21 protein-coding genes are annotated in these 19127 nt (G+C 33.7%); 16 read left to right on the top strand and 5 right to left on the bottom strand.

Features of this window, described 5'->3' with window-relative positions:
• Positions 1 to 24: 24 nt before the first annotated feature.
• The 3 genes from MHH69_RS09855 (at position 25) to MHH69_RS09845 (ending at position 3588) form a co-directional block, all read left to right on the top strand.
• The gene (locus MHH69_RS09855; RefSeq protein WP_341362235.1) at positions 25 to 1746 is read left to right on the top strand and encodes a GMC family oxidoreductase; all 1722 of its coding nucleotides are present in this window, start codon (positions 25 to 27) and stop codon (positions 1744 to 1746) included.
• Positions 1747 to 1971: 225 nt separating this feature from the next.
• Positions 1972 to 3084: a M20/M25/M40 family metallo-hydrolase gene (locus MHH69_RS09850; protein WP_341362234.1), complete on the top strand. Its 1113-nt coding sequence runs from the start codon at positions 1972 to 1974 to the stop codon at positions 3082 to 3084.
• Positions 3085 to 3102: 18 nt separating this feature from the next.
• On the top strand, positions 3103 to 3588 hold the full coding sequence (locus tag MHH69_RS09845) for a chemotaxis protein CheW (protein WP_122973321.1): 486 nt from the start codon (positions 3103 to 3105) through the stop codon (positions 3586 to 3588).
• A 104-nt stretch (positions 3589 to 3692) separates the two neighbouring features.
• On the opposite strand, the gene MHH69_RS09840 is transcribed toward MHH69_RS09845, so the two are convergent.
• Positions 3693 to 4352, bottom strand: coding sequence for a DedA family protein (locus MHH69_RS09840; protein ID WP_241559375.1), 660 nt, complete (start codon positions 4350 to 4352; stop codon positions 3693 to 3695).
• 367 nt (positions 4353 to 4719) lie between these two features.
• Here MHH69_RS09840 and MHH69_RS09835 point away from each other — a divergent pair, with 367 nt between their 5' ends.
• Genes MHH69_RS09835 through MHH69_RS09820 form a run of 4 tightly spaced genes read left to right on the top strand, consistent with a single transcriptional unit; the run spans position 4720 to position 6412 of the window.
• On the top strand, positions 4720 to 5082 hold the full coding sequence (locus MHH69_RS09835; protein ID WP_341362233.1) for a fluoride efflux transporter FluC: 363 nt from the start codon (positions 4720 to 4722) through the stop codon (positions 5080 to 5082).
• On the top strand, positions 5067 to 5411 hold the full coding sequence (locus MHH69_RS09830) for a fluoride efflux transporter FluC (RefSeq protein ID WP_341362232.1): 345 nt from the start codon (positions 5067 to 5069) through the stop codon (positions 5409 to 5411). Before MHH69_RS09835 ends, MHH69_RS09830 begins: the two co-directional genes overlap by 16 nt.
• Positions 5412 to 5456: 45 nt before the next feature.
• Positions 5457 to 5942 carry a nucleoside 2-deoxyribosyltransferase gene (locus MHH69_RS09825; RefSeq protein ID WP_122973318.1) on the top strand — a complete coding sequence of 162 codons (486 nt, stop codon included), beginning with the start codon at positions 5457 to 5459 and terminating at the stop codon, positions 5940 to 5942.
• Positions 5943 to 5944: 2 nt separating this feature from the next.
• Entirely contained in the window at positions 5945 to 6412 is a 468-nt protein-coding gene (locus MHH69_RS09820; RefSeq protein WP_341362231.1) for a DUF4064 domain-containing protein, read from the top strand.
• Positions 6413 to 6460: 48 nt separating this feature from the next.
• Here MHH69_RS09820 and MHH69_RS09815 read toward each other — a convergent pair whose 3' ends face one another.
• Positions 6461 to 6982: a methylated-DNA--[protein]-cysteine S-methyltransferase gene (locus MHH69_RS09815; RefSeq protein ID WP_341362230.1), complete on the bottom strand. Its 522-nt coding sequence runs from the start codon at positions 6980 to 6982 to the stop codon at positions 6461 to 6463.
• A gap of 251 nt (positions 6983 to 7233) precedes the next feature.
• On the opposite strand from MHH69_RS09815, the gene MHH69_RS09810 reads away from it, so the two are divergent.
• The 6 genes from MHH69_RS09810 to MHH69_RS09785 all read left to right on the top strand — a co-directional run bounded on the left by MHH69_RS09810 (position 7234) and on the right by MHH69_RS09785 (position 12967).
• A complete protein-coding gene (locus tag MHH69_RS09810; protein WP_341362229.1) occupies positions 7234 to 9153 on the top strand; it encodes an FUSC family protein in 1920 nt (639 codons plus the stop codon).
• Between the two features lie 234 nt (positions 9154 to 9387).
• Positions 9388 to 9930 (top strand): NADPH-dependent FMN reductase, encoded by a 543-nt coding sequence (locus tag MHH69_RS09805; protein WP_122973314.1) that lies wholly within the window; start codon positions 9388 to 9390, stop codon positions 9928 to 9930.
• A 131-nt stretch (positions 9931 to 10061) separates the two neighbouring features.
• The gene (locus tag MHH69_RS09800) at positions 10062 to 10604 is read left to right on the top strand and encodes an NADPH-dependent FMN reductase (RefSeq protein ID WP_122973313.1); all 543 of its coding nucleotides are present in this window, start codon (positions 10062 to 10064) and stop codon (positions 10602 to 10604) included.
• A 235-nt stretch (positions 10605 to 10839) separates the two neighbouring features.
• Complete coding sequence (locus MHH69_RS09795; RefSeq protein ID WP_122973312.1) at positions 10840 to 11628, top strand: ABC transporter ATP-binding protein; 789 nt, start codon at positions 10840 to 10842, stop codon at positions 11626 to 11628.
• Between the two features lie 147 nt (positions 11629 to 11775).
• Positions 11776 to 12354, top strand: coding sequence for a signal peptidase I (lepB, locus tag MHH69_RS09790; protein ID WP_122973311.1), 579 nt, complete (start codon positions 11776 to 11778; stop codon positions 12352 to 12354).
• Between the two features lie 127 nt (positions 12355 to 12481).
• On the top strand, positions 12482 to 12967 hold the full coding sequence (locus MHH69_RS09785) for an SRPBCC family protein (RefSeq protein ID WP_341362228.1): 486 nt from the start codon (positions 12482 to 12484) through the stop codon (positions 12965 to 12967).
• 52 nt (positions 12968 to 13019) lie between these two features.
• Here the strand turns inward: MHH69_RS09785 and guaC are convergent, their stop codons facing one another.
• Positions 13020 to 14003 (bottom strand): GMP reductase, encoded by a 984-nt coding sequence (guaC, locus tag MHH69_RS09780; RefSeq protein WP_341362227.1) that lies wholly within the window; start codon positions 14001 to 14003, stop codon positions 13020 to 13022.
• Between the two features lie 265 nt (positions 14004 to 14268).
• On the opposite strand from guaC, the gene MHH69_RS09775 reads away from it, so the two are divergent.
• The 3 genes from MHH69_RS09775 to MHH69_RS09765 all read left to right on the top strand — a co-directional run bounded on the left by MHH69_RS09775 (position 14269) and on the right by MHH69_RS09765 (position 16562).
• Positions 14269 to 14499, top strand: a complete 231-nt coding sequence (locus MHH69_RS09775; RefSeq protein WP_341362226.1) for a hypothetical protein — start codon at positions 14269 to 14271, stop codon at positions 14497 to 14499.
• A 108-nt stretch (positions 14500 to 14607) separates the two neighbouring features.
• Complete coding sequence (locus MHH69_RS09770; protein ID WP_122973753.1) at positions 14608 to 14823, top strand: hypothetical protein; 216 nt, start codon at positions 14608 to 14610, stop codon at positions 14821 to 14823.
• A 170-nt stretch (positions 14824 to 14993) separates the two neighbouring features.
• On the top strand, positions 14994 to 16562 hold the full coding sequence (locus tag MHH69_RS09765) for an IS1182 family transposase (protein ID WP_169187918.1): 1569 nt from the start codon (positions 14994 to 14996) through the stop codon (positions 16560 to 16562).
• A gap of 174 nt (positions 16563 to 16736) precedes the next feature.
• Here MHH69_RS09765 and MHH69_RS09760 read toward each other — a convergent pair whose 3' ends face one another.
• A complete protein-coding gene (locus tag MHH69_RS09760; protein ID WP_341362225.1) occupies positions 16737 to 18416 on the bottom strand; it encodes a PrpR N-terminal domain-containing protein in 1680 nt (559 codons plus the stop codon).
• A 45-nt stretch (positions 18417 to 18461) separates the two neighbouring features.
• Positions 18462 to 19064: a TetR/AcrR family transcriptional regulator gene (locus tag MHH69_RS09755; RefSeq protein WP_122972717.1), complete on the bottom strand. Its 603-nt coding sequence runs from the start codon at positions 19062 to 19064 to the stop codon at positions 18462 to 18464.
• Positions 19065 to 19127 lie beyond the last annotated feature (63 nt).

The raw sequence follows: 19127 nt of genomic DNA, 5'->3' as shown, positions 1-19127 counted from the left end.
ATTGTAGAAAGGATTGACACTTACATGGTAACAAAATTAGATAAAACCCAAGTAGTAGTAGTTGGTATGGGTTGGGCAGGCGGTATTGTTTCCGCTGAACTGACAAAAGCAGGCATTAACGTTGTAGGATTGGAACGCGGTAAAGACCGTACAACAGCAGACTATACAATGGCACATGATGAGTTGCGTTATCAACATCGTACAGAGTTAATGCAAGATTTATCAAAAGAAACAATTACTTATCGTAGTTCTTTAAAACAAAAAGCACTTCCAATGCGTCATTACGGTACATTTATCGTTGGTGATGGAGTAGGTGGAGCAGGCTCTCACTGGAATGGACAAACATACCGTTTCTTACCGTATGATTTTGAAATTCGTTCTAAAACGGTTGATCGTTATGGGGAAGGGAAAATTCCAGATTGGATGACACTTCAAGACTGGGGTATTACTTATGACGAACTTGAGCCTTACTATGAAAAATTCGAATATATGGCTGGAATTTCAGGGGAAGAAGTTCCTGAATTATGGGGTAAACGTGCGAAACCATATCCAACTGGCCCATTAGTAAAAACGCCAATCATGAAAACTTTTGAAGAAGCTGCAACAAGCCTAGGATATAAACCGTTCGTAATTCCAGCAGCCAACCTTTCTGAATCTTATACAAATCCAGATGGTATTCAACGTGGTGCGTGTCAATACTGTGCATACTGTGAAAACTTCGGATGTGAATACGGAGCAAAAGGTGATCCTGCTGTAACAGTGATTCCTGTAGCAAAGCAAACGGGTAAACTGGACCTACGTACACACGCGAACGTATTAGAAATTACTTCTGCTAATGGTAAAGCAACGGGCGTACTTTACGTAGATATGTTAACGGGTGAAAAATTCGAACAACCTGCTGATGTCGTTGTTATCACTTCTTATGTATTTAATAACGCACGTTTATTATTAAACTCGAACTTAGGTACACCTTATGACCCGAAAACAGGTAAAGGTACGATTGGGAAAAACTATTGTTACCAAGTAACTGGTGGTACAACGCAATTATTCTTTGAAGATAAAGAGTTTAACTTATACGGCGGTGCTGGTGCATTAGGGATTGAAATTGCCGAATATATGGGTGATAATTTTGACCATTCCGATGTAAACTTTATTCATGGAGCTGGTATTCGCTCTACTCAATACGGTGATCGTCCGATTGCAACGAACCGTGTGCCAAAAGGTACACCTAACTGGGGTGCAGAATTTAAAAAGCAATCCATTAAATATGCGAACTCAAACTTCCCAGTAAAAACACAAGGTGCAAGTATGCCACACCGCGAAAACTACTTAGACCTTGATCCTGAATATAAAGATGCTTGGGGTTATCCTTTACTTCGTATGACATATGAATATACAGATAATGACCGTGAATTAGTGAAATTCATGGCAACAAAAACGCGTGAAATCGGCGAAAAAATTGGTGCCGATATTATCGAAACTTCAGAAGAACAAGGAAACTTCAGTGTGAATAAAGATACAAATACCCATAACACGGGCGGGGTAATTATGGGATCAGATCCAGAAACATCTGCCCTAAATAAATATCAACAAATGTGGGAAGTAGAAAACGTATTTGTAGTAGGTGCATCTTCGTTCCCACATAACTCTTGCTTCAATCCAACTGGTACAGTTGGTGCATTATCATACTTAGCTGCTGAAGGAATTCAAAATTACATTAAAAATGGCGGCGGATTATTAGTTTAATGTTATCGTAAGTTTTTCTACATCAAATATTAAGTTTTTAGTCAACGATGAATGGGCGATTCTTTATGGGTCGCCTATTTTTTTACTAAAAAAGTGTTACCATTTTTTCTAAAAATTATAAGGAAATATGAAATTTTTAGACTAAAAAGAAACCTTTAGTTTGTGCTCCTTCCTAGAGAGGCGTAAAATAAAGTGGAGATTATGAAAAGAAAAGGGAGTTTTTTCATGAACAGTCGTTTAGTAAATGAATTTTTAGAACTAGTTCAAATTGATTCGGAAACAAAACATGAAGAGGTCATTGCCCCTATTGTAGTAAAAAAGTTAGAAGATATGGGATTTGAAGTATATCAAGATGATGCCCATACTCGTAATGGTCATGGTGCTGGTAATATTATTGCAACATTACAAGGTACTGTTGAAGCCGATCCAATTTATTTTACTGTGCATATGGATACAGTAGTTCCAGGTACTGGCATTAAACCGGTAATCAAAGAAGATGGGTATATATACTCTGATGGAACAACGATTTTAGGTGCTGACGATAAAGCCGGTATGGCAGCGCTTTTCGAAATGGCAAAACGTTTAAAAGAGCAAAAAATTGACCATGGAACAATTCAATTGATTATTACCGCGGGAGAAGAAAGTGGTTTGGCAGGTGCAAAAGAATTGGACCCATCATTCATTCAAGCTAAATACGGATTTGCTGTAGATAGCGATGGGAAAGTAGGTGGAATTGTAACAGCAGCTCCATATCAAGCGAAAATTGAAACAAAGATTTATGGTAAAACTGCCCATGCAGGTGTGGCACCTGAAAAAGGAATTTCAGCGATTACGTTAGCTTCCAAAGCGATTGCAAAAATGAATCTCGGTCGAATCGATGAAGAAACAACGGCAAATATTGGGCGATTCGAAGGTGGGAAAGCTACAAACATCGTTTGTGATGAAGTGTATATTTTAGCTGAAGCTCGTTCGATTAATAAAGATAAATTAGATGCTCAAACGAAACATATGAAAGAAACTTTCGAGAATGTTTCCCAAAGTTTAGGGGGACGTGCTGAAGTTGAAGTTAAATTAATGTATCCAGGCTTTTCTGTTACAGAATCTGATCGTGTTGTACAAATTGCGATGGAAGCTGTCACAAAAGTTGGACGCAAACCATTATTAGGTACTTCAGGTGGGGGTAGCGATGCCAATGTTATCGCTGGTTTTGGTATTCCAACTGTAAATCTCTCTGTCGGCTATGAAGAAATTCATACGACAAAAGAGCGTATGCCTATTGAAGAATTGGAGAAATTAGCCGATTTATTAGTGGAGATTGTAAAATGCTCTGCAAAGTAGAGTAACGAGGTGATAGCAATGACATTTAATCAAGCACTTATTTTTGGTTGTGGTAATGAAGAATATGCTGTACCAGTTGAACAAGTAGTATCAATTGAAAAATTAAATAATATTACACCGATTCCACACCTACCGATTTATTTACTTGGTTTTACGAAAATTCGAGGAGAAATAATTCCAATTATTGATCTCAATCGTATTTTATATAATAGAGAAAGTTACGGGGAGTTATGTCGCATTATCGTAGTCAATACCGATATTGTTCATTTTGGTTTAGTTGTTAGTGAAGCAAAGGAAATAGTAGATTTTTCTGGAACGGATATTCATCAAGTAGGACTAGTAAATTATACAAAAACCCAATATTTCACGGCTGTAGCCAATTTGGAAGATCGGATGATAACGTGTGTTGATCCGAAAATATTAGTTAATTCTTTGGAAGGTATTCGAGAAATAATCGATTATTTAGAAAAAATGCGACAGGATGAAAGTGCGTTAAACACGTAAAAATTAAAATGCTAATAGGCGATGAAATTATTTAACCGTCATGTTTCAAAAAGAAACGTAAATGACAAGTTATAAAATCAGCCTATTAGCTATTTTTTTAGTTTTTATACTTCGGTATTTTCTGCAATGGTCGTATGTTTTTTCCGAAAGTGTGATATGAAACCAAATATACCCGGAATAAACATGATTACAGTAATAAGCATTAATGTGACAAATAAATTTTTTTCTACCCAAGGAATATTTCCTAGTGCAAAACCTGTACCAAGCCAAACTGTCGTCCAAATGAAAGCGCCGATGATATTGTAACGTACAAAATGATAGTACGGATGTCCAGTATATGCAGCGATAAATGGTGTCATCGTTCTCATCAAGGGAATAAACCTTGAAAATGTAATGGCAATTTTTCCATATTCATCTAGAAACTCTCTCGCTCGATCAATCGTAGATAGTGGAATAAACTTTATTTTTTCGGTTGGTATTTTAGCAAAATTTCGTCCGATAAAAAAATTGTTACTATCAGCTAAAGAGGTTGCGATAAAAAATAAAAGAAATAAAATCACTATATTTAATTCCCCTACTGCAGCAATTGTCCCACTAGCAAATACAAGGGAATCACCTGGTAAAAAAGTTAAAATAACAAAACCTGTCTTGCTAAATACGATTAGAAATAGGATAAAGTAAATGTATATCCCAAATTTATCTATATAATAGTAAAGTTCAGAATCAAGTTTATTTAGTAATTCAAAGATTTCAGACATACTCATGTAGTTAACTCCAATCGTTAAGTCTAATTTCTACCTTATTAAATTATATTCATAAATTAAAATAATTAACCTAATATTCAACTATGGTCAGTGAAACTTTTTTGTTATTGCCCCGTATAGAAAGAGGAAACAATCGATCTTGATAAAAAATCGTCATTTAAATAAGAGATTCTTACTTTTAAAAGGTTTGAAATAAGGACTCGGAACAGTGTATACTACTAAATAGGTAAATCTGGATAGATGGGGAAAATTAGGAAATAGGATGGTACTTCTTGTTAAAAACTCTATGTTAATAGAGTATTTCATTTTCATTGAAGTTCTAAAATACTATTTTTAACATTAAATTGTTTCATTTGGAGAGGTATTATTGAAAAATTTGTTTCAAGTCTTCTTAGGCGGTATGATTGGCTCTCTTTTACGTTTTATCGTCCAATCACTTACGAGTGTTTCGATTATGTTGTGGATTGTGAATGTATTGGGCAGTTTTGCTCTAGGGAGCTTAAACGGTTATTTTGAAAGGAAAGAAAATAAATTAAAACTTCTTTTCACAACTGGTATGCTAGGTGCTTTTACAACATTTTCAACCTTTTCTGAATATTGGTTCCATCAATTACAAGAAAATAGAATGGTTGGAATTCTTTATGGAATAGTAATGACAATTTGTTGTTTTGTAGCTGCTTTTATAGGGTATTTTTTGAATCGAGGGATGAATAAATGGAATGGATCTTAGTTGCCCTTGGTGGAGGAATAGGGGCTACGTTAAGATATAGCACCCAATTACTCATTCAACAAAAGAAATTTCCAACCTTTTGGGCTACAGCTATCGTCAATATAATAGGATCGTTTTTACTAGGTAAAACGGGCTCCTGGACATTGTTCGAAAGTACATTGTTATCGTTTCTTACGATTGGTGTATTAGGAGGATTTACAACCTTTTCGACCTTCGCATTTGATTTAGTTAAAATGATTGATTCAAAAAAGTGGGGAAAGGCCCTTTTCTTTACGGGAATTAATTTATTAGGAGGGATTTTATTCTTTTGGATAGGATGGAATCTTTAGTTATATAATAGTTAGTTTATACATACATTAAAGGCGGTAATGAACATGAAAGCTTACTTGGCAAATGGTTTATTTTCCATTGGAGACCGATTAGTAAATGAATTATTAGCAAAAGAAATACGAAAAGCAATTCCTGGTATTAATTTATATGTACCGCAAGAAAATGATGCAATTAACGATAAACAAAGCTTTGCAGATAGTCTAGCTATTGCTCGTGCGGATTTAGAAAAGTTACAAGAAAGTGATATTTTAATCGCTGTCTTAGATGGAATTGAAGTCGATTCCGGTGTTGCTGCTGAAATTGGTGTATTTTCCACATACAATCGACCAATCATCGCTCTTTTCTCCGATGTACGTCAACTTGGTCGGGATAATCAACAAAAAATTGATGCCCTCATCCAAGATGGGACTGAAAATCAATTCATCTATCGCAATTTATTTGTAATCGGAATTATTAAGCAACATGGTGTCATTGTGAGTACTGTGGAAGATGTTATTAAAAATATAGAAAAATTTAGTAAGGGAGAATGAAAATGAAAAGAACTGGTGAAAGAATATTAAGTATTGTGTCTGCTGTTTTAAATGTAATAGGTGTAGGGTTTTTAATTTTCATGTTATTTATAAGTAAAATGATTGTTGAGGATCCAGCTTTCCAAACTGAGTTTGAGAATTCGATTTATGAAGATGCAAGTATAAACGGATACGACCCAGTATATGGTATGGAAATTATGGATGATGTTATGGCTATTATGAATACGATTGGTTGGTTAGTAGTCGTAGTTATAATTATCGCAATTGTATTGGCAATTATTGGGGCTGTTAAAGTAAATCAAAATGCAAGACTGGCAGGAATTTTATTTATCATTGCAGCCGTTTTATCAGGTGTCGTTTCGATTTCAGGAATTTTATTAATTATTGCAGCGATTATGTGCTTTGTACGTAAGCCAAAAACATTTGATTATAATGAACAAAGAGATGAAAATGGATATATCATCGATTAGTCAAAAGCAGTGCAAGTTTGCACTGCTTTTTCTTTTTACAGAACGAAACTATGGCTTATAAGTGATTCCTTCAAGATTTAATAGTTTTTCTTTTATATCTAGCCCACCACTAAATCCGGTTAAAGTACCGTTTTTACCTAATACTCGGTGGCAGGGGATTACGATAGCTACAGGGTTTGATCCGATAGCAGTACCAACTGCTCGAACTGCCTTCGGATTACCAATTTTAAAGGCAATATCTGAATAACATCTGGATTGGCCAAAAGGGATTTCCTGTAATGCCTTCCAAACTGCCATTTGAAAAGTAGTACCTCTAATATCGAAGGGAAAGGAAAAGGAAGTTCTTTTGCCTTCGAAGTATTCAATCAGCTCATTTTTATATGGAGTTAACTTTTCTTCATTTTCAATAATGTCGCAATTCGGAAACTGTTTTCTACAACAAGAAACTAATTCGTTCATTGAAGAATGCTCAGTTCCTACGTAACAAAGCCCCTTAACGGTACAAGCTATGTACACTTTCCAGTCATGATGTTCTAGAAAATGATAATATATTTGTTTTACGTCCTGCATATATATACCTCCATTTTCTATATTCTATCATGAATTGCATAAGTTTTTACCGTCTTTTCTAATTGTATACAAATTGAAAGGTGAAGGAATTCATTGTGATATAATAAATAGTGTATCAATCGTTCCTCTATCAAAGTAGGAGCGATTTTTCTATTCATAATCGTCATCAGGTATTTAACCTGCTGATTATCTATTTATGGATTCGGGAAATATAATTTGTATGCTATTTTTAATGTAAGGAGAGAATTGTCATGGGGAACACGATCAATGGTCCTTCGATTTTTAAACAAGCTTTAACCGTTAATAAAAAACCGTTCCCATGGTTAAAGGCGTTTTTGGCGGGTTTGGCTGCAGGGTTGCCAATTGCAGTTGGGTTGTTATTTGGAAGTTTAGAGTATGGTTTACTCGCAGGGTTAGGTGGTTTCACTTATTTATATGTTTTTCCAATACCTTATGTCCAATTAGCAAAAAAACTAGCATGGTGTATTTTAGCGATTACGTTATGTGTATTTTTAGGGACGATTTTAGCTCCTTATCCAATTATTTCAGCTATTGTAATGGGGCTTATTGGGGCAACCGGATTATTTATATTTGGAGCATTTCGATTAATTGGTCCTTCAGCGATATTTTTTGTGCTCATATTTGCGATGACAACAGGGATGCCAATAGCACCTGATGAAGCATTTACGAGAGCTGGTTTATCCTTTTTAGGTGGCCTATTTTCATGGATCATTGCAATGAGCGGATGGTTTTTCAATCCCCACGGTCCAGAAAGAAGAATTGTGAAAAGATCCTATATTCAATTAGCTAACTTTTTAGATGCCATTGGTACACAAAAGGAAAATGATGCGCAACATACGGTTATGGCTACGTTAAAGGAAGCTAGTCAGACGCTGGCTTCGGGTTATATTCCTTGTGAAAGAACGAATGTTTTCAATCACCTTTTTGTTTTAAATAATTATGCAAATAAAATCTTTTTATTTGCAGTAGAACATTTTACTGATAAGGATGGAAAATTACCAACCGAATTTGGACAATCTTTACGTAACATTGCGAATATCGTAGATTCCAACAAATTTGAAGAAATAGAAACGATGATGTTACCTCATCCAGATCACATGACAGAGCATATGGCTCAATTATTTTTAGAAATTAATGAGGCTAAGAATAGTTTAACAATATCTAAAACAAAACTATTAGAACAAACGGAAATTTCAAAGCCATCAGCCAAAAGGGTATTATTAGGTGCTTTTGATAAAAATTCGATTATTTTCATTAATTCATTACGATTTGGCTTTTTTACGATGCTTGCCGCAATTATTGCCTATGAGTTTGATTTAAATCGCTCCTTTTGGGTCCCCCTTTCTTGTGTTGCCGTTATGAGCGGTGCCACAGTTGTCGCGACTCTTCATAGAGGGATACAAAGAAGTTTTGGAACGATTTTTGGTATCATCATTGCAAGTTTCATCCTCGCATTTCATCCAACCGGATATGTTATTGCCTTTCTCGTTTTTCTTTTAACATTTATTACTGAATTATTTATCGTCAAAAATTACGGTTTAGCTGCTTTATTTTTTACGCCAAATGCTTTAATTATGGCAGAAGCAGGTTCGAATGGGCATTATGCGTTTACATATTTTGCAACGGCTCGATTAATTGATGTAGTCATTGGGATTGCAATCGGTTTAATTGGCGTATGGTTAATAGGTAGAAAATCTGCATCAAGTAGACTCCCTCATTTAATTGCCAAAACGATTCGAAGTCAAGGACAAGTATTTTATGCATTATTTTCAGGTAAAGAGATTTATCAAATATATGGGAAAAATATAGAGTTTAATAAAATGGAAACGAATATTGGAAATTTGATTACCGTTTATGATACAGCAGCCGGGGAGATTCCGAAAGATAAGAGGGCGATTGAATATTATTGGCCGATTGTTTATTCGTTAGAGGAATTAGGATTTTTGTTAGATAAATATTCAAAATTAAATTCGCGACCTACATTAGATGATCAGACAATGGCTCGTTATTTATTAATATTTGAGAGTTTAGCAAATGCATCTGAACGAAAAGAGCACGTTATCGGAAAGGATATTCCTGAAATAAAAGGATATCAAAGTTTACTAGATACAATGGAAAACTTACAAAACAGCTTAATAAGTAAACTTTAAAACGATTAATTATTTGCTGAAACAAGTTATTACCTTCCATAGAAAAAATTAGTTATAATGCATAATAATAAGAATTTTATTTCAATTCAAAAAGTGATTACATTTCATTATTTTGGAGAAAATAACAGGGGAATTTTCTATCAAAGGATTTATTGTAGTTCATATGCAAAGTTATATTTGCTTACCGAATTGAGAAAAATCTTATTTAATTTAAATGAAAATGGAGGTAATGAAATGTTGAACATCGGTATTATTTTAGGAAGTACACGGGAAGGCCGAGTGAGTCCGCAAGTTGGTGAGTGGGTTAAGAAAATAGGTGATTCACGTGGTGATGCAACGTATGAAATTATCGATATTGCTGAATATAAATTACCGTTTTTAGGTGAACCAGGCGGTGATGCATCAGGTGCTGCCCAATGGTCTGCTAAAATTAGTGGTTGTGATGGCTTTGTATTTATCGTACAGGAGTATAATCATTCGATAACAGGTGCTTTAAAAAATGCCCTCGATTTTCTTCGAGATGAATGGAATAATAAGGCTGCAGGAATCGTAAGTTATGGTTCAGTAGGTGGAGCAAGAGCGGCAGAACATTTACGTGGCATTTGCGGTGAATTGTTAATTGCTGATGTTCGTGTTCATCCAGCATTATCTCTATTTACTGATTTTGAAAATGGATCGGTCTTTAAACCGAAAGAAGTACAAGTTCAATCTGTAAATGACATGTTAGATCAAGTCGTTGCGTGGAGTACTGCTCTTCAAACAGTTCGAAATAAATAATCTAACAATCCCTATTTACATGACGTAAATAGGGATTTAACAATTTCTTTTACATAATGGTTCATTATATTAGCATGAAAATAAATAAACTGTAGAAAATAATTTAGAACGTTACAATGGAGGGAAAAAGAATGAAAGTAGCAGCAATCGTTGGTAGTATTCGAAAAGATTCTTATAATAAAAAACTGGCACAATTTGTTCAAAAACGGTATGCAGAAAAGTTTGATTTGGAAATTTTAACATTAAATGATATTCCAATGTACAATCAAGATATTGAAGAAAATCCTCCACAAGAAGTCGTAGCATTTAAACAGAAAGTGAAGGATGCCGATGCTGTATTATGGATAACTCCAGAATATAATTCATCCATTCCTGGCGTTTTAGGAAATGCAATTGATTGGCTTTCGAGGGTAGATAAAGTGATGATCGGTAAACCTTCTTGGATCATGGGTGCGTCAATGGGGAATTTAGGTACTGCAAAAGCTCAAATGCACTTACGAGATATATTATTTGCCATCGGGCTTTCATCTCCAGTTTTAATTGGAAATGATGTATATATCGGGGCTGTTCATACGAAAATGGATGATGAAGGAAATATAACAGATGAAGGTACTGTACAATTTCTTGATTCAGTAGTTGAGAATTTTATGAAATGGATGCAATTGAATAAGTAATGAATAAAAATGGAGGGGAATGTAAGTATCTCCTTCATTTTTTATTTTTTTATGTTATTCAATGTTCGGAAGTATTAAAATAAATAGTTAGAAAATATGGATGCAACAAGTTTGAATACATATTTGTTTGGCTATTTTTTGAAAAGATGTACAACAAGAATTACTTTCATATACCAACGGTCAAAGAGCACCGATAATAAATTCAATGTACAACTTTAGTGATTAGGAGGATTTCATGATTCATTTAAAAGATGTCACTGTAATTAAAAATAAAAAGGTGATTTTGAAGGATGTATCTTGGGAAGTTCAAAAGGGGGAACATTGGTCTATTTTAGGTCTAAATGGTTCTGGAAAAACGACCTTACTAAATGTATTAAATGGTTACTTACATCCAACGACTGGGCAAGTTGAAGTGTTCGGTCAACTTTTTGGTAAAACGTATTTACCCGATTTACGGAAAGATATCGGACTTGTTAGTGCTTCATTACAACAACAAATTCAACCTTTTGAAAGTGTTTTAAGTGTTGTGTTAAGTGGCAAATTTGCATCTATAGGTTTATGGGAAGCGGTTGAAAAAAAGGATATTCAACTTGCGGAACATTATATGGAACTATTGCAATGCAATCATTTGCAAGAGGATGAATATGGAACATTATCACAAGGAGAACGTCAAAAAGTTTTAATCGCAAGAGCATTAATGGCTCAACCAAAACTTCTTATTTTCGATGAACCTTGTAATGGTTTGGATATTATAATGAGAGAACAACTTCTTCAATTAATTGAACATCTATCTACTCAAGAAGATTGTCCAACACTCATCTATGTGACACATCATGTAGAAGAAGTGTTACCATGCTTCTCCCATACATTGTTATTAAAACATGGAGAAGTGTTTGAGCAAGGTTTATCAGAAAATTTGTTAACGGAGGAGAATTTGTCAACATTTTATGATCGACCTGTGTCAATACAAAAAGAACAAAATCGTACATGGCTAGCATTAAAAGAAATCGTCCAACATACTTAAAACAAGTAAAAGCCATTTATCCTTTGAATGAGCAGATATTAGTAAGCATACATGTAAATAAATAAAGGGATTAGGTTCCGGGTGAACATATTTTAATATCCCATTTCAAAAATTAGATAGACTTTATTTAAGGAGGGGATATTGGGAATGAAGAAAGAAGAAAAGAATAAAAATGAGTTTATGTCTTGGCTAGTCGCAATATTATTCGGTATCGTTATTTCTTTTATTTGTAGAGAATTTCTTTTCTCCCCAATTGTTGTAAAAGGGGCATCTATGGTACCGACTTATGAAAATAAAGATGTTATTATTGTAAGTAAAATTAGCGAAATTAATCGATTCGATCACATCGTATTTAAATCTCCAGTAGAAGATGAATACTATATTAAACGAGTAATAGGTTTACCTGGGGATACGGTAGAAATGAAAGAAGATATTTTAATCGTAAACGGTGTTGAGTATGAAGAACCCTATGTGAATCGCGAAACTGATAATCCCTTTCAAAGAAGAGTAACTGAAAATTTTACTTTAGAAGATTATACCGGTGAAAAAACTGTACCAGAAGGGTATTTATTCGTTCTAGGTGACAATCGCTTAACAAGCTTTGATAGTAGACATTATGGATTAATATCCATTGATGCTGTATTGGGAGAGTCTAAAATGCGAATTTATCCTTTTAATCATTTCACTTTTTATTGGGGTGAGGAAGAAGTGGAAGTTAAATCTTAATCTCCCTTAAAGAATTTACTTGTAATTTCAATGATATAAAGAGTTAATAAATGGCTTTGAAATGTAAGTAGCCATTTTTTACTTTTATCCTAAAATTCAACTATTACCTAATAAGGAGGAGAATTTTTTGATAGCATCATTATATAAAAGTGAAAACGGTACGATAGCAGAATATGATAGAATCTTTTCATCATCACAAGAAGAGGTTTGGGATGTATTAACAAACAATGAAAAATTGAAATTATGGATGCATCATCTAGAAATAACGAACTTAGGTAAAGGTGGCCATATTAAATTTCATTTTCACGATGGGTCCGGAAATGTTGAAGATATTACGATTACCGATTTTGAAGAGGGCAGGGTTTTAGCCTTTGAATGGGGGGACGATATCGTACGCTTTGCAATACAACCGAAGAACAAAGGGACACAATTAATAATGAAACAAATCATTTCAGAGATCACGAATCATACGCCTAAGGATTTAGCAGGATGGCATGTTTGTTTACTACACTTTAGTGATGTCGTTAATAAGCAATTCATTCATTATCCAGAAAATGAGTGGGAAAAATGGTATGAAAAATATAAAGAACAAGTTGAAAAAATAATGAGTTAAAATGAAACTCGAAGAAATGATGTATTTCTTCGAGTTTTTTATTTACTATCTATTAATATACTTTATCTCCATTAAAGATGGAATTTTTCACGACTACATAATCAACTGTACGAATAGCATCAAGTTTGTTTCCACCAGCATAAGAAATCGATGATTGTAAATCCTGTTCCATTTCAACTAAAGTATCCATTAAAGAACCTTTATGTTCCACGTACATTTTTTTTCCTTCAACGTTTTTCTTTTCGCCTTTTTGGAACTCAGATGCTGAACCGAAATATTCTTTATACATTTTTCCGTCTTTTACGACTGTTTGACCAGGAGACTCTTCGTGACCTGCAAATAGGGAACCAATCATGACCATGGAAGCGCCAAAACGAACAGATTTCGCAATATCACCATGTGTTCGAATTCCGCCATCAGCAATAATTGGTTTTGTTGCAGCTTTTGCACACCAACGTAAAGCAGCTAATTGCCAACCACCTGTACCGAATCCAGTTTTAATTTTTGTAATACATACTTTACCTGGCCCGATACCGACTTTAGTAGCATCTGCACCAGCATTTTCAAGTTCACGGACTGCTTCAGGTGTTCCAACATTACCAGCAATAACAAAGCTTTGAGGTAAATGAGTTTTAATATGTTTAATCATTTCAATAACTGCGTTTGAATGTCCGTGGGCAATATCAATTGTAATAAATTCTGGAATTAAATCTTCTACCGCTAATTGTTCAATAAATGCATATTCTTCTGCTTTTACACCAACTGAAATAGATGCGATTAATTTACGAGAATGCATGTTTCGAATAAATTCGGCACGAGTTTCAGGATTAAAACGGTGCATAATATAAAAGTAGCCATTTTCTGCTAATTTAATTGCAATAGATTCATCGATGATCGTTTGCATATTTGCAGGAACTACAGGTAATTTAAATTTATATCCGCCAAACATAACAGAAGTATCACATTCTGAACGGCTGCTTACTATACATTTATTTGGTATTAGTTGAATATCTTCATAATCAAATACGTTATCCATTTTACACACACCCCTAAATCACGAATATTTTTTATTAATATAGGCAATAATGTTCGCCCTTTGGTAATTTACCTCATTTTTAGTAACATGTCAAAGCATTTATTAAAATATTTTTATTTTTTCCTTTTTATATTGGAAATATGATGAATGAATGTTGACATTTTTGTGTATCAATTGTTAGAAAAATAGAGAAAATCTTTGTTTTCTCGTATAAAACATCTCCTTTCTATTCATATTAAAGGAAACATCAAAGGAGATGACTAGAATGCCAAGAAATGATAATCAACATGTTGAATCAACGCCCCACTTTGATGGTGCAAAAGAAAGCATCATTAATGACCCTACTGCATCTGCGAGTGAAAAAATAAGTGTTTATACTCAAGCAAAACCAATTGAAGAGTTTGCTATAGAGAAAAATCCTTATAAATTTACTCCAAAAGTCGACCCGATGATGGAACGTTTCGAAAAATTAATGCGCGGAACGAAAAAGAAATAAATGATAATATCTCGTTCATTTAGAACGGGATTATTTTTTTAATAAGAACAATCGCACAAGGATGGGCTTCCCTTTTTTCATAATTTAGAAGAAGGAGGGGGCTAATCGATGCTTGATAAAATCAAACTATTAATTGGTCAGCCGATTGGCGTAGCATTTAAAAATGGGTTAAGTATTTCTGGAGTTTTATGTGGTGCCGATGAAAATGAAATTTGTCTGATGGAATATATGTACCAGGCAAAATTTGTTCAAAGATATTATAATTACGAATCTATTCAAGGTATTTATATTTTCCCTATTAGTGATACAGATTTACTAAATTAAGTAGTTTAAAATAAAGAGGCTGGGACAAAACCCACCTCTGAAATGAAAAGCCGGTGAAATTTTACGATAAGTAAAATTTCACCGGCTTTGATTATTTTAAATAAAAAATAAGGACCACTTCTGATAAAATTAAGTCACCACAACAAAATTATACAGAAAGAAGGATCCTTATGTTTAAAGATTATAACATGAATCAACTCGTTTTGCCTTTAGATTTAGAAGTAAAATTACAAAATAATGATATTGCTTTCCATATCCATCATCTAGTTGAAAGTATCCCTCATGAAGCGTTCGAACCATTTCTACGAAATGAGGGGTGTCCTGCCTATCATCCACGTATGATGCTTAAAATTATCTTATGTGCCTATACACAATCTATCTTCTCAGGACGGAAAATTGAAGCCCTATTAAAAGACAGTATCCGAATGATGTGGCTAGCCCAAGGATATGAACCAAGCTACCGTACAATCAACCGATTCCGTATTCAACCAGAAGTGAAAGATTTAATTCGTCAATGTTTCGTTCAATTCCGTTGCCAATTGATTGAAGAAAAGCTTATTGATCAAGAAGCGATTTTTATCGATGGTACAAAAATTGAAGCAAATGCGAATAAATTTACGTTTGTTTGGAAGAAAACCATTGAAAAATATCACCAAAATTTAATTGAAAAGTCAAACCAGCTATACAATGAGCTACTAGAGAGTGAAATCATACCTGAAATTCAACGTGAAAGCGATAAACAGTTATCATTGGAAGAACTCGCTCAATTAGTTCAAAAAGTGGACGATGTCGTAACTGAATATGATAAACAAATTGAAACATCATCAGATGTTCTAGAACGAAAAGCCTTAAGAAATAAACGTAAATACCCGAAACAATTACGCAAGCAGTTGATTGATTTTGTCCTACGTAAACAAAAATACGAAAGAGACTTTGAAATCTTTGGTACACGCAATAGCTATTCTAAGACAGATTCAGATGCGACGTTTATGCGAATGAAAGATGATTATATGCAAAACGGACAATTAAAAGCTGGATATAATGTACAAATCGCAACGGAAGGTCAATATACGCTTGCCTATAGTATATATACAAATCCAACAGATACACGTACGTTAATTCCATTTCTAGATGAGATTGAGCAGCATTATTTTGAGTTACCAAAACACATTGTTGCAGATGCAGGTTACGGTAGTGAACAAAACTTTCATGATATCCTTTCGAATAGAAAACGAGAAGCACTTATTACGTATAGTATGTATTTGAAAGAACAAAAGAAAAAGTATAAACAAAACATATTTAATCCCGATAACTGGACGTATGATGAAGAAACCGATACATATACATGTCCTAATCAAAAACGTCTTGAATTTCAATATTATTCTGTCCGTAATGACCACACAGGCTTCCAACGGAAGCTCAAAATTTACGAGTGTGAAGACTGTTCGGGATGCCCATTCCGTTCATCGTGTACCAAAGCTAAAGAAGGCAACAATCGAAAATTAATGGTAAATGAAAAATGGGAACAGCAAAAAGAATATGTAAGAGCAAAGCTTTCAGAAGAGAAAACAAGTGCCATTTATCGAAGACGCAAAATCGATGTGGAACCAGTTTTTGGATTCTTGAAGGCTAATTTGCGTTTCACTCGATTTTCTGTACGAGGAAAATCGAAGGTAGAAAACGAAATGGGCCTCGCGTTAATGGCTGTGAATTTAAGAAAATTCACGGCCATTAACTAAAGAAAAAAAGAATTTACACACCAAAATAGAGAAAGGTGAATTTGAGTTTCCTCAAATTCACCTTTCTCACTATTTGAAGCTAGTTATGTCCCAGCCTCTTTATCATACTTAAGTGTATTTTTGTCTTCTTTCAAGCAGACGGGGTAGACCTTTTAGTAAAGTTCTTAGAAAGCTTTAATTCCCCTCATTTTTTAACTTTCTCCATAAAGTTGCTCGATTAATTCCGAGGCGTTCTGCCGTCTTAGATTGATTAAAATTTTCTTCCTTTAACACAAGTTCGATAATTTCTCTTTCAATTTCTTTTAAAGTGCCTTTTAAAGAAATAGGTTTTAAACAATGACTTTGTTGTTTTAATATTCTTTCAACAGTTTCATGTTGTATTATATAGTCTTTTTCGTTTAGTACAATTTGTTTCATGATAGAGTGCAGATCATCTATATTAAATGGATAGTTCGTTTCTTCCAGTAAAGTAAGGGATTTGTTTTTAATTTTAACGGGAGTTGTCCCGTATTCTTCATGAAATTTGGATAAAAAATAGTGGATTAAAGGTACGATATCTTCTTTTCGCTCTTGAAGAGTAGGTAGTTGAATTTTATTACACTTTAACCATTCAAAGGATTCGAATTGATAATTATGTTCACATAATACAAACATATGAATATGTTTTTCTAGACAATTTTGAATGAATGCAGATAAAACTTCAACTTCTTCGATTAATTCACAATGTTTTAATTTAATCGTTCTTACATATTGTATTGGAAGTGTATTTAATTGATTGATATCAAAATATTTAAAATCGATCGTTAATAATAATCCATCTTCATGTTTTTCATGAATATAAGTTGAAATAAAGTCTTTTCCTGTACCTTGCTCTCCGACAAGTAAAATTGGTTCTTTATGTTTGAAAAGTAATTCTACCTGTTTGTACACATGTTGTATTGAACTCGATTCTTTAATGACAGGCTTATGAAGTGAATGGGTTTGAACAGTTAAACCGTGTTGATTGATAAGGTGATTATATTTTTTCAATACAAACAGTTTATATCCAAATTCTGAGACGTAATATCCTTTTATTTCAATTACATCATTATCTACTACTAGTAATTTTGAAGCCCTCGGTTTTGTATCATTCATGTCTGTATTCAATATGTATAAATGATCCTTTAAATCACGAGTAAAATTTAACGTAGAAAAATGTTCATAAATGATATGGTTTTCCTTACTAAGAACAACAATATTTTTATATTTACTTTGAACGATTTGCTCAAATATTTTACTTGGTACATCTGCATAATTTTTGTATTCATTGATCTGTTTGGCCCGTTCGAGTGCTTGTAAAATCGTTTCTTTACTTGATTGGATTAAAAATCCTTTCAGTCCATAGGTTTCGCTAATATGGGTTACAAGCCTATCGCCAATAATTTGTTTAAACCCTTTATTTTTTAATTCTAAAATTAAAGGGGGAATCTCTTCTAAATGTTCCACAGTGTAAATTGAAATAGGGATATCCATTAAACCGATAATCGCCTTTGCGACATGGGTAATGGATTGCATGCCAATAAGGGCAGATTTAGTCGTTAAATTCGATGCTAATGAAAGGGAACGAATTAAATCATATCCTGATATGTGCATATCAATTACTGGTTTTTTTACAGCATTTTTAATTAACTTTGCAGTTGTACCTCTACTTATAAAAATATCGGTCGTACACTCTTCTTTAATAGCGATATTTACCCCATCTTCTAAGCTGCCGACGGATGTGCGAATAATTAATTCTGGAAAGAGGGCGCAACATTCGCTAACGACAGGTACCATTGTGGCATAAGGGGCTATAACATGTACTCGACTCCTCATTTTCTTTACACCACTTTTCTTCAAGTTATAAAAATTGTGTTTTACTTATTTACCAATGTATTCATAAGAAGAAATATGGGTTTTTGTTAAATCGATAATATCGTTGATAAAATCTTCTTCAGATCGACTAAAACTACTTGTAATCCAATCCATTAGTAATCCATAAAAACCATAAGAAGTATATAATTTAAAGTAATCCATATTAACAGGTGTATTATTAATCGTTTTAAAGATAAATTGCTCTTTATATATTTTAGTAATCGTCAACGGAAACTGGGTATGTAGACCAGGTAACGTATTTTCATATTTGACAAGCTCAAAAAAGTTTCGATTTTCATAAATGAAATGGACGATATGAAAAGCCGGTTTCGTTAACTGGGATGTATTTACTCTTTGCCCATAAATATATGGTTGTCCGACAGCTTCTTCTAAACCTTTTAACATTGATTCTAATAATTCTTTTGCTAAATGTTCCTTGTCTTGAAAGTGAACATAAAAAGTACTTCGATTATAGTTCGCGTATTCGACGATATCTTTCACGGTAATCGAATGGTAGCCAATTTCTTTAGTCAAATCGATAAGTGCTTGTTTAAAATGGGTTTTTGTCCTATTTTGGCGTCTAGTTGTTTGGAGATCGTCTTTTGCCATTAGAATCCTCCTTATTTCAACACAAAGCATAAAAGTGTCTATGTAATCAACACATTGAATTAT

This window comes from Ureibacillus sp. FSL E2-3493 (assembly GCF_038077515.1).
GTDB classification, from domain to species: domain Bacteria; phylum Bacillota; class Bacilli; order Bacillales_A; family Planococcaceae; genus Ureibacillus; species Ureibacillus halotolerans.
The sequence above is the reverse complement of the archived record's forward strand: the minus strand, read 5'-3'. Positions and strand labels throughout refer to the sequence as shown.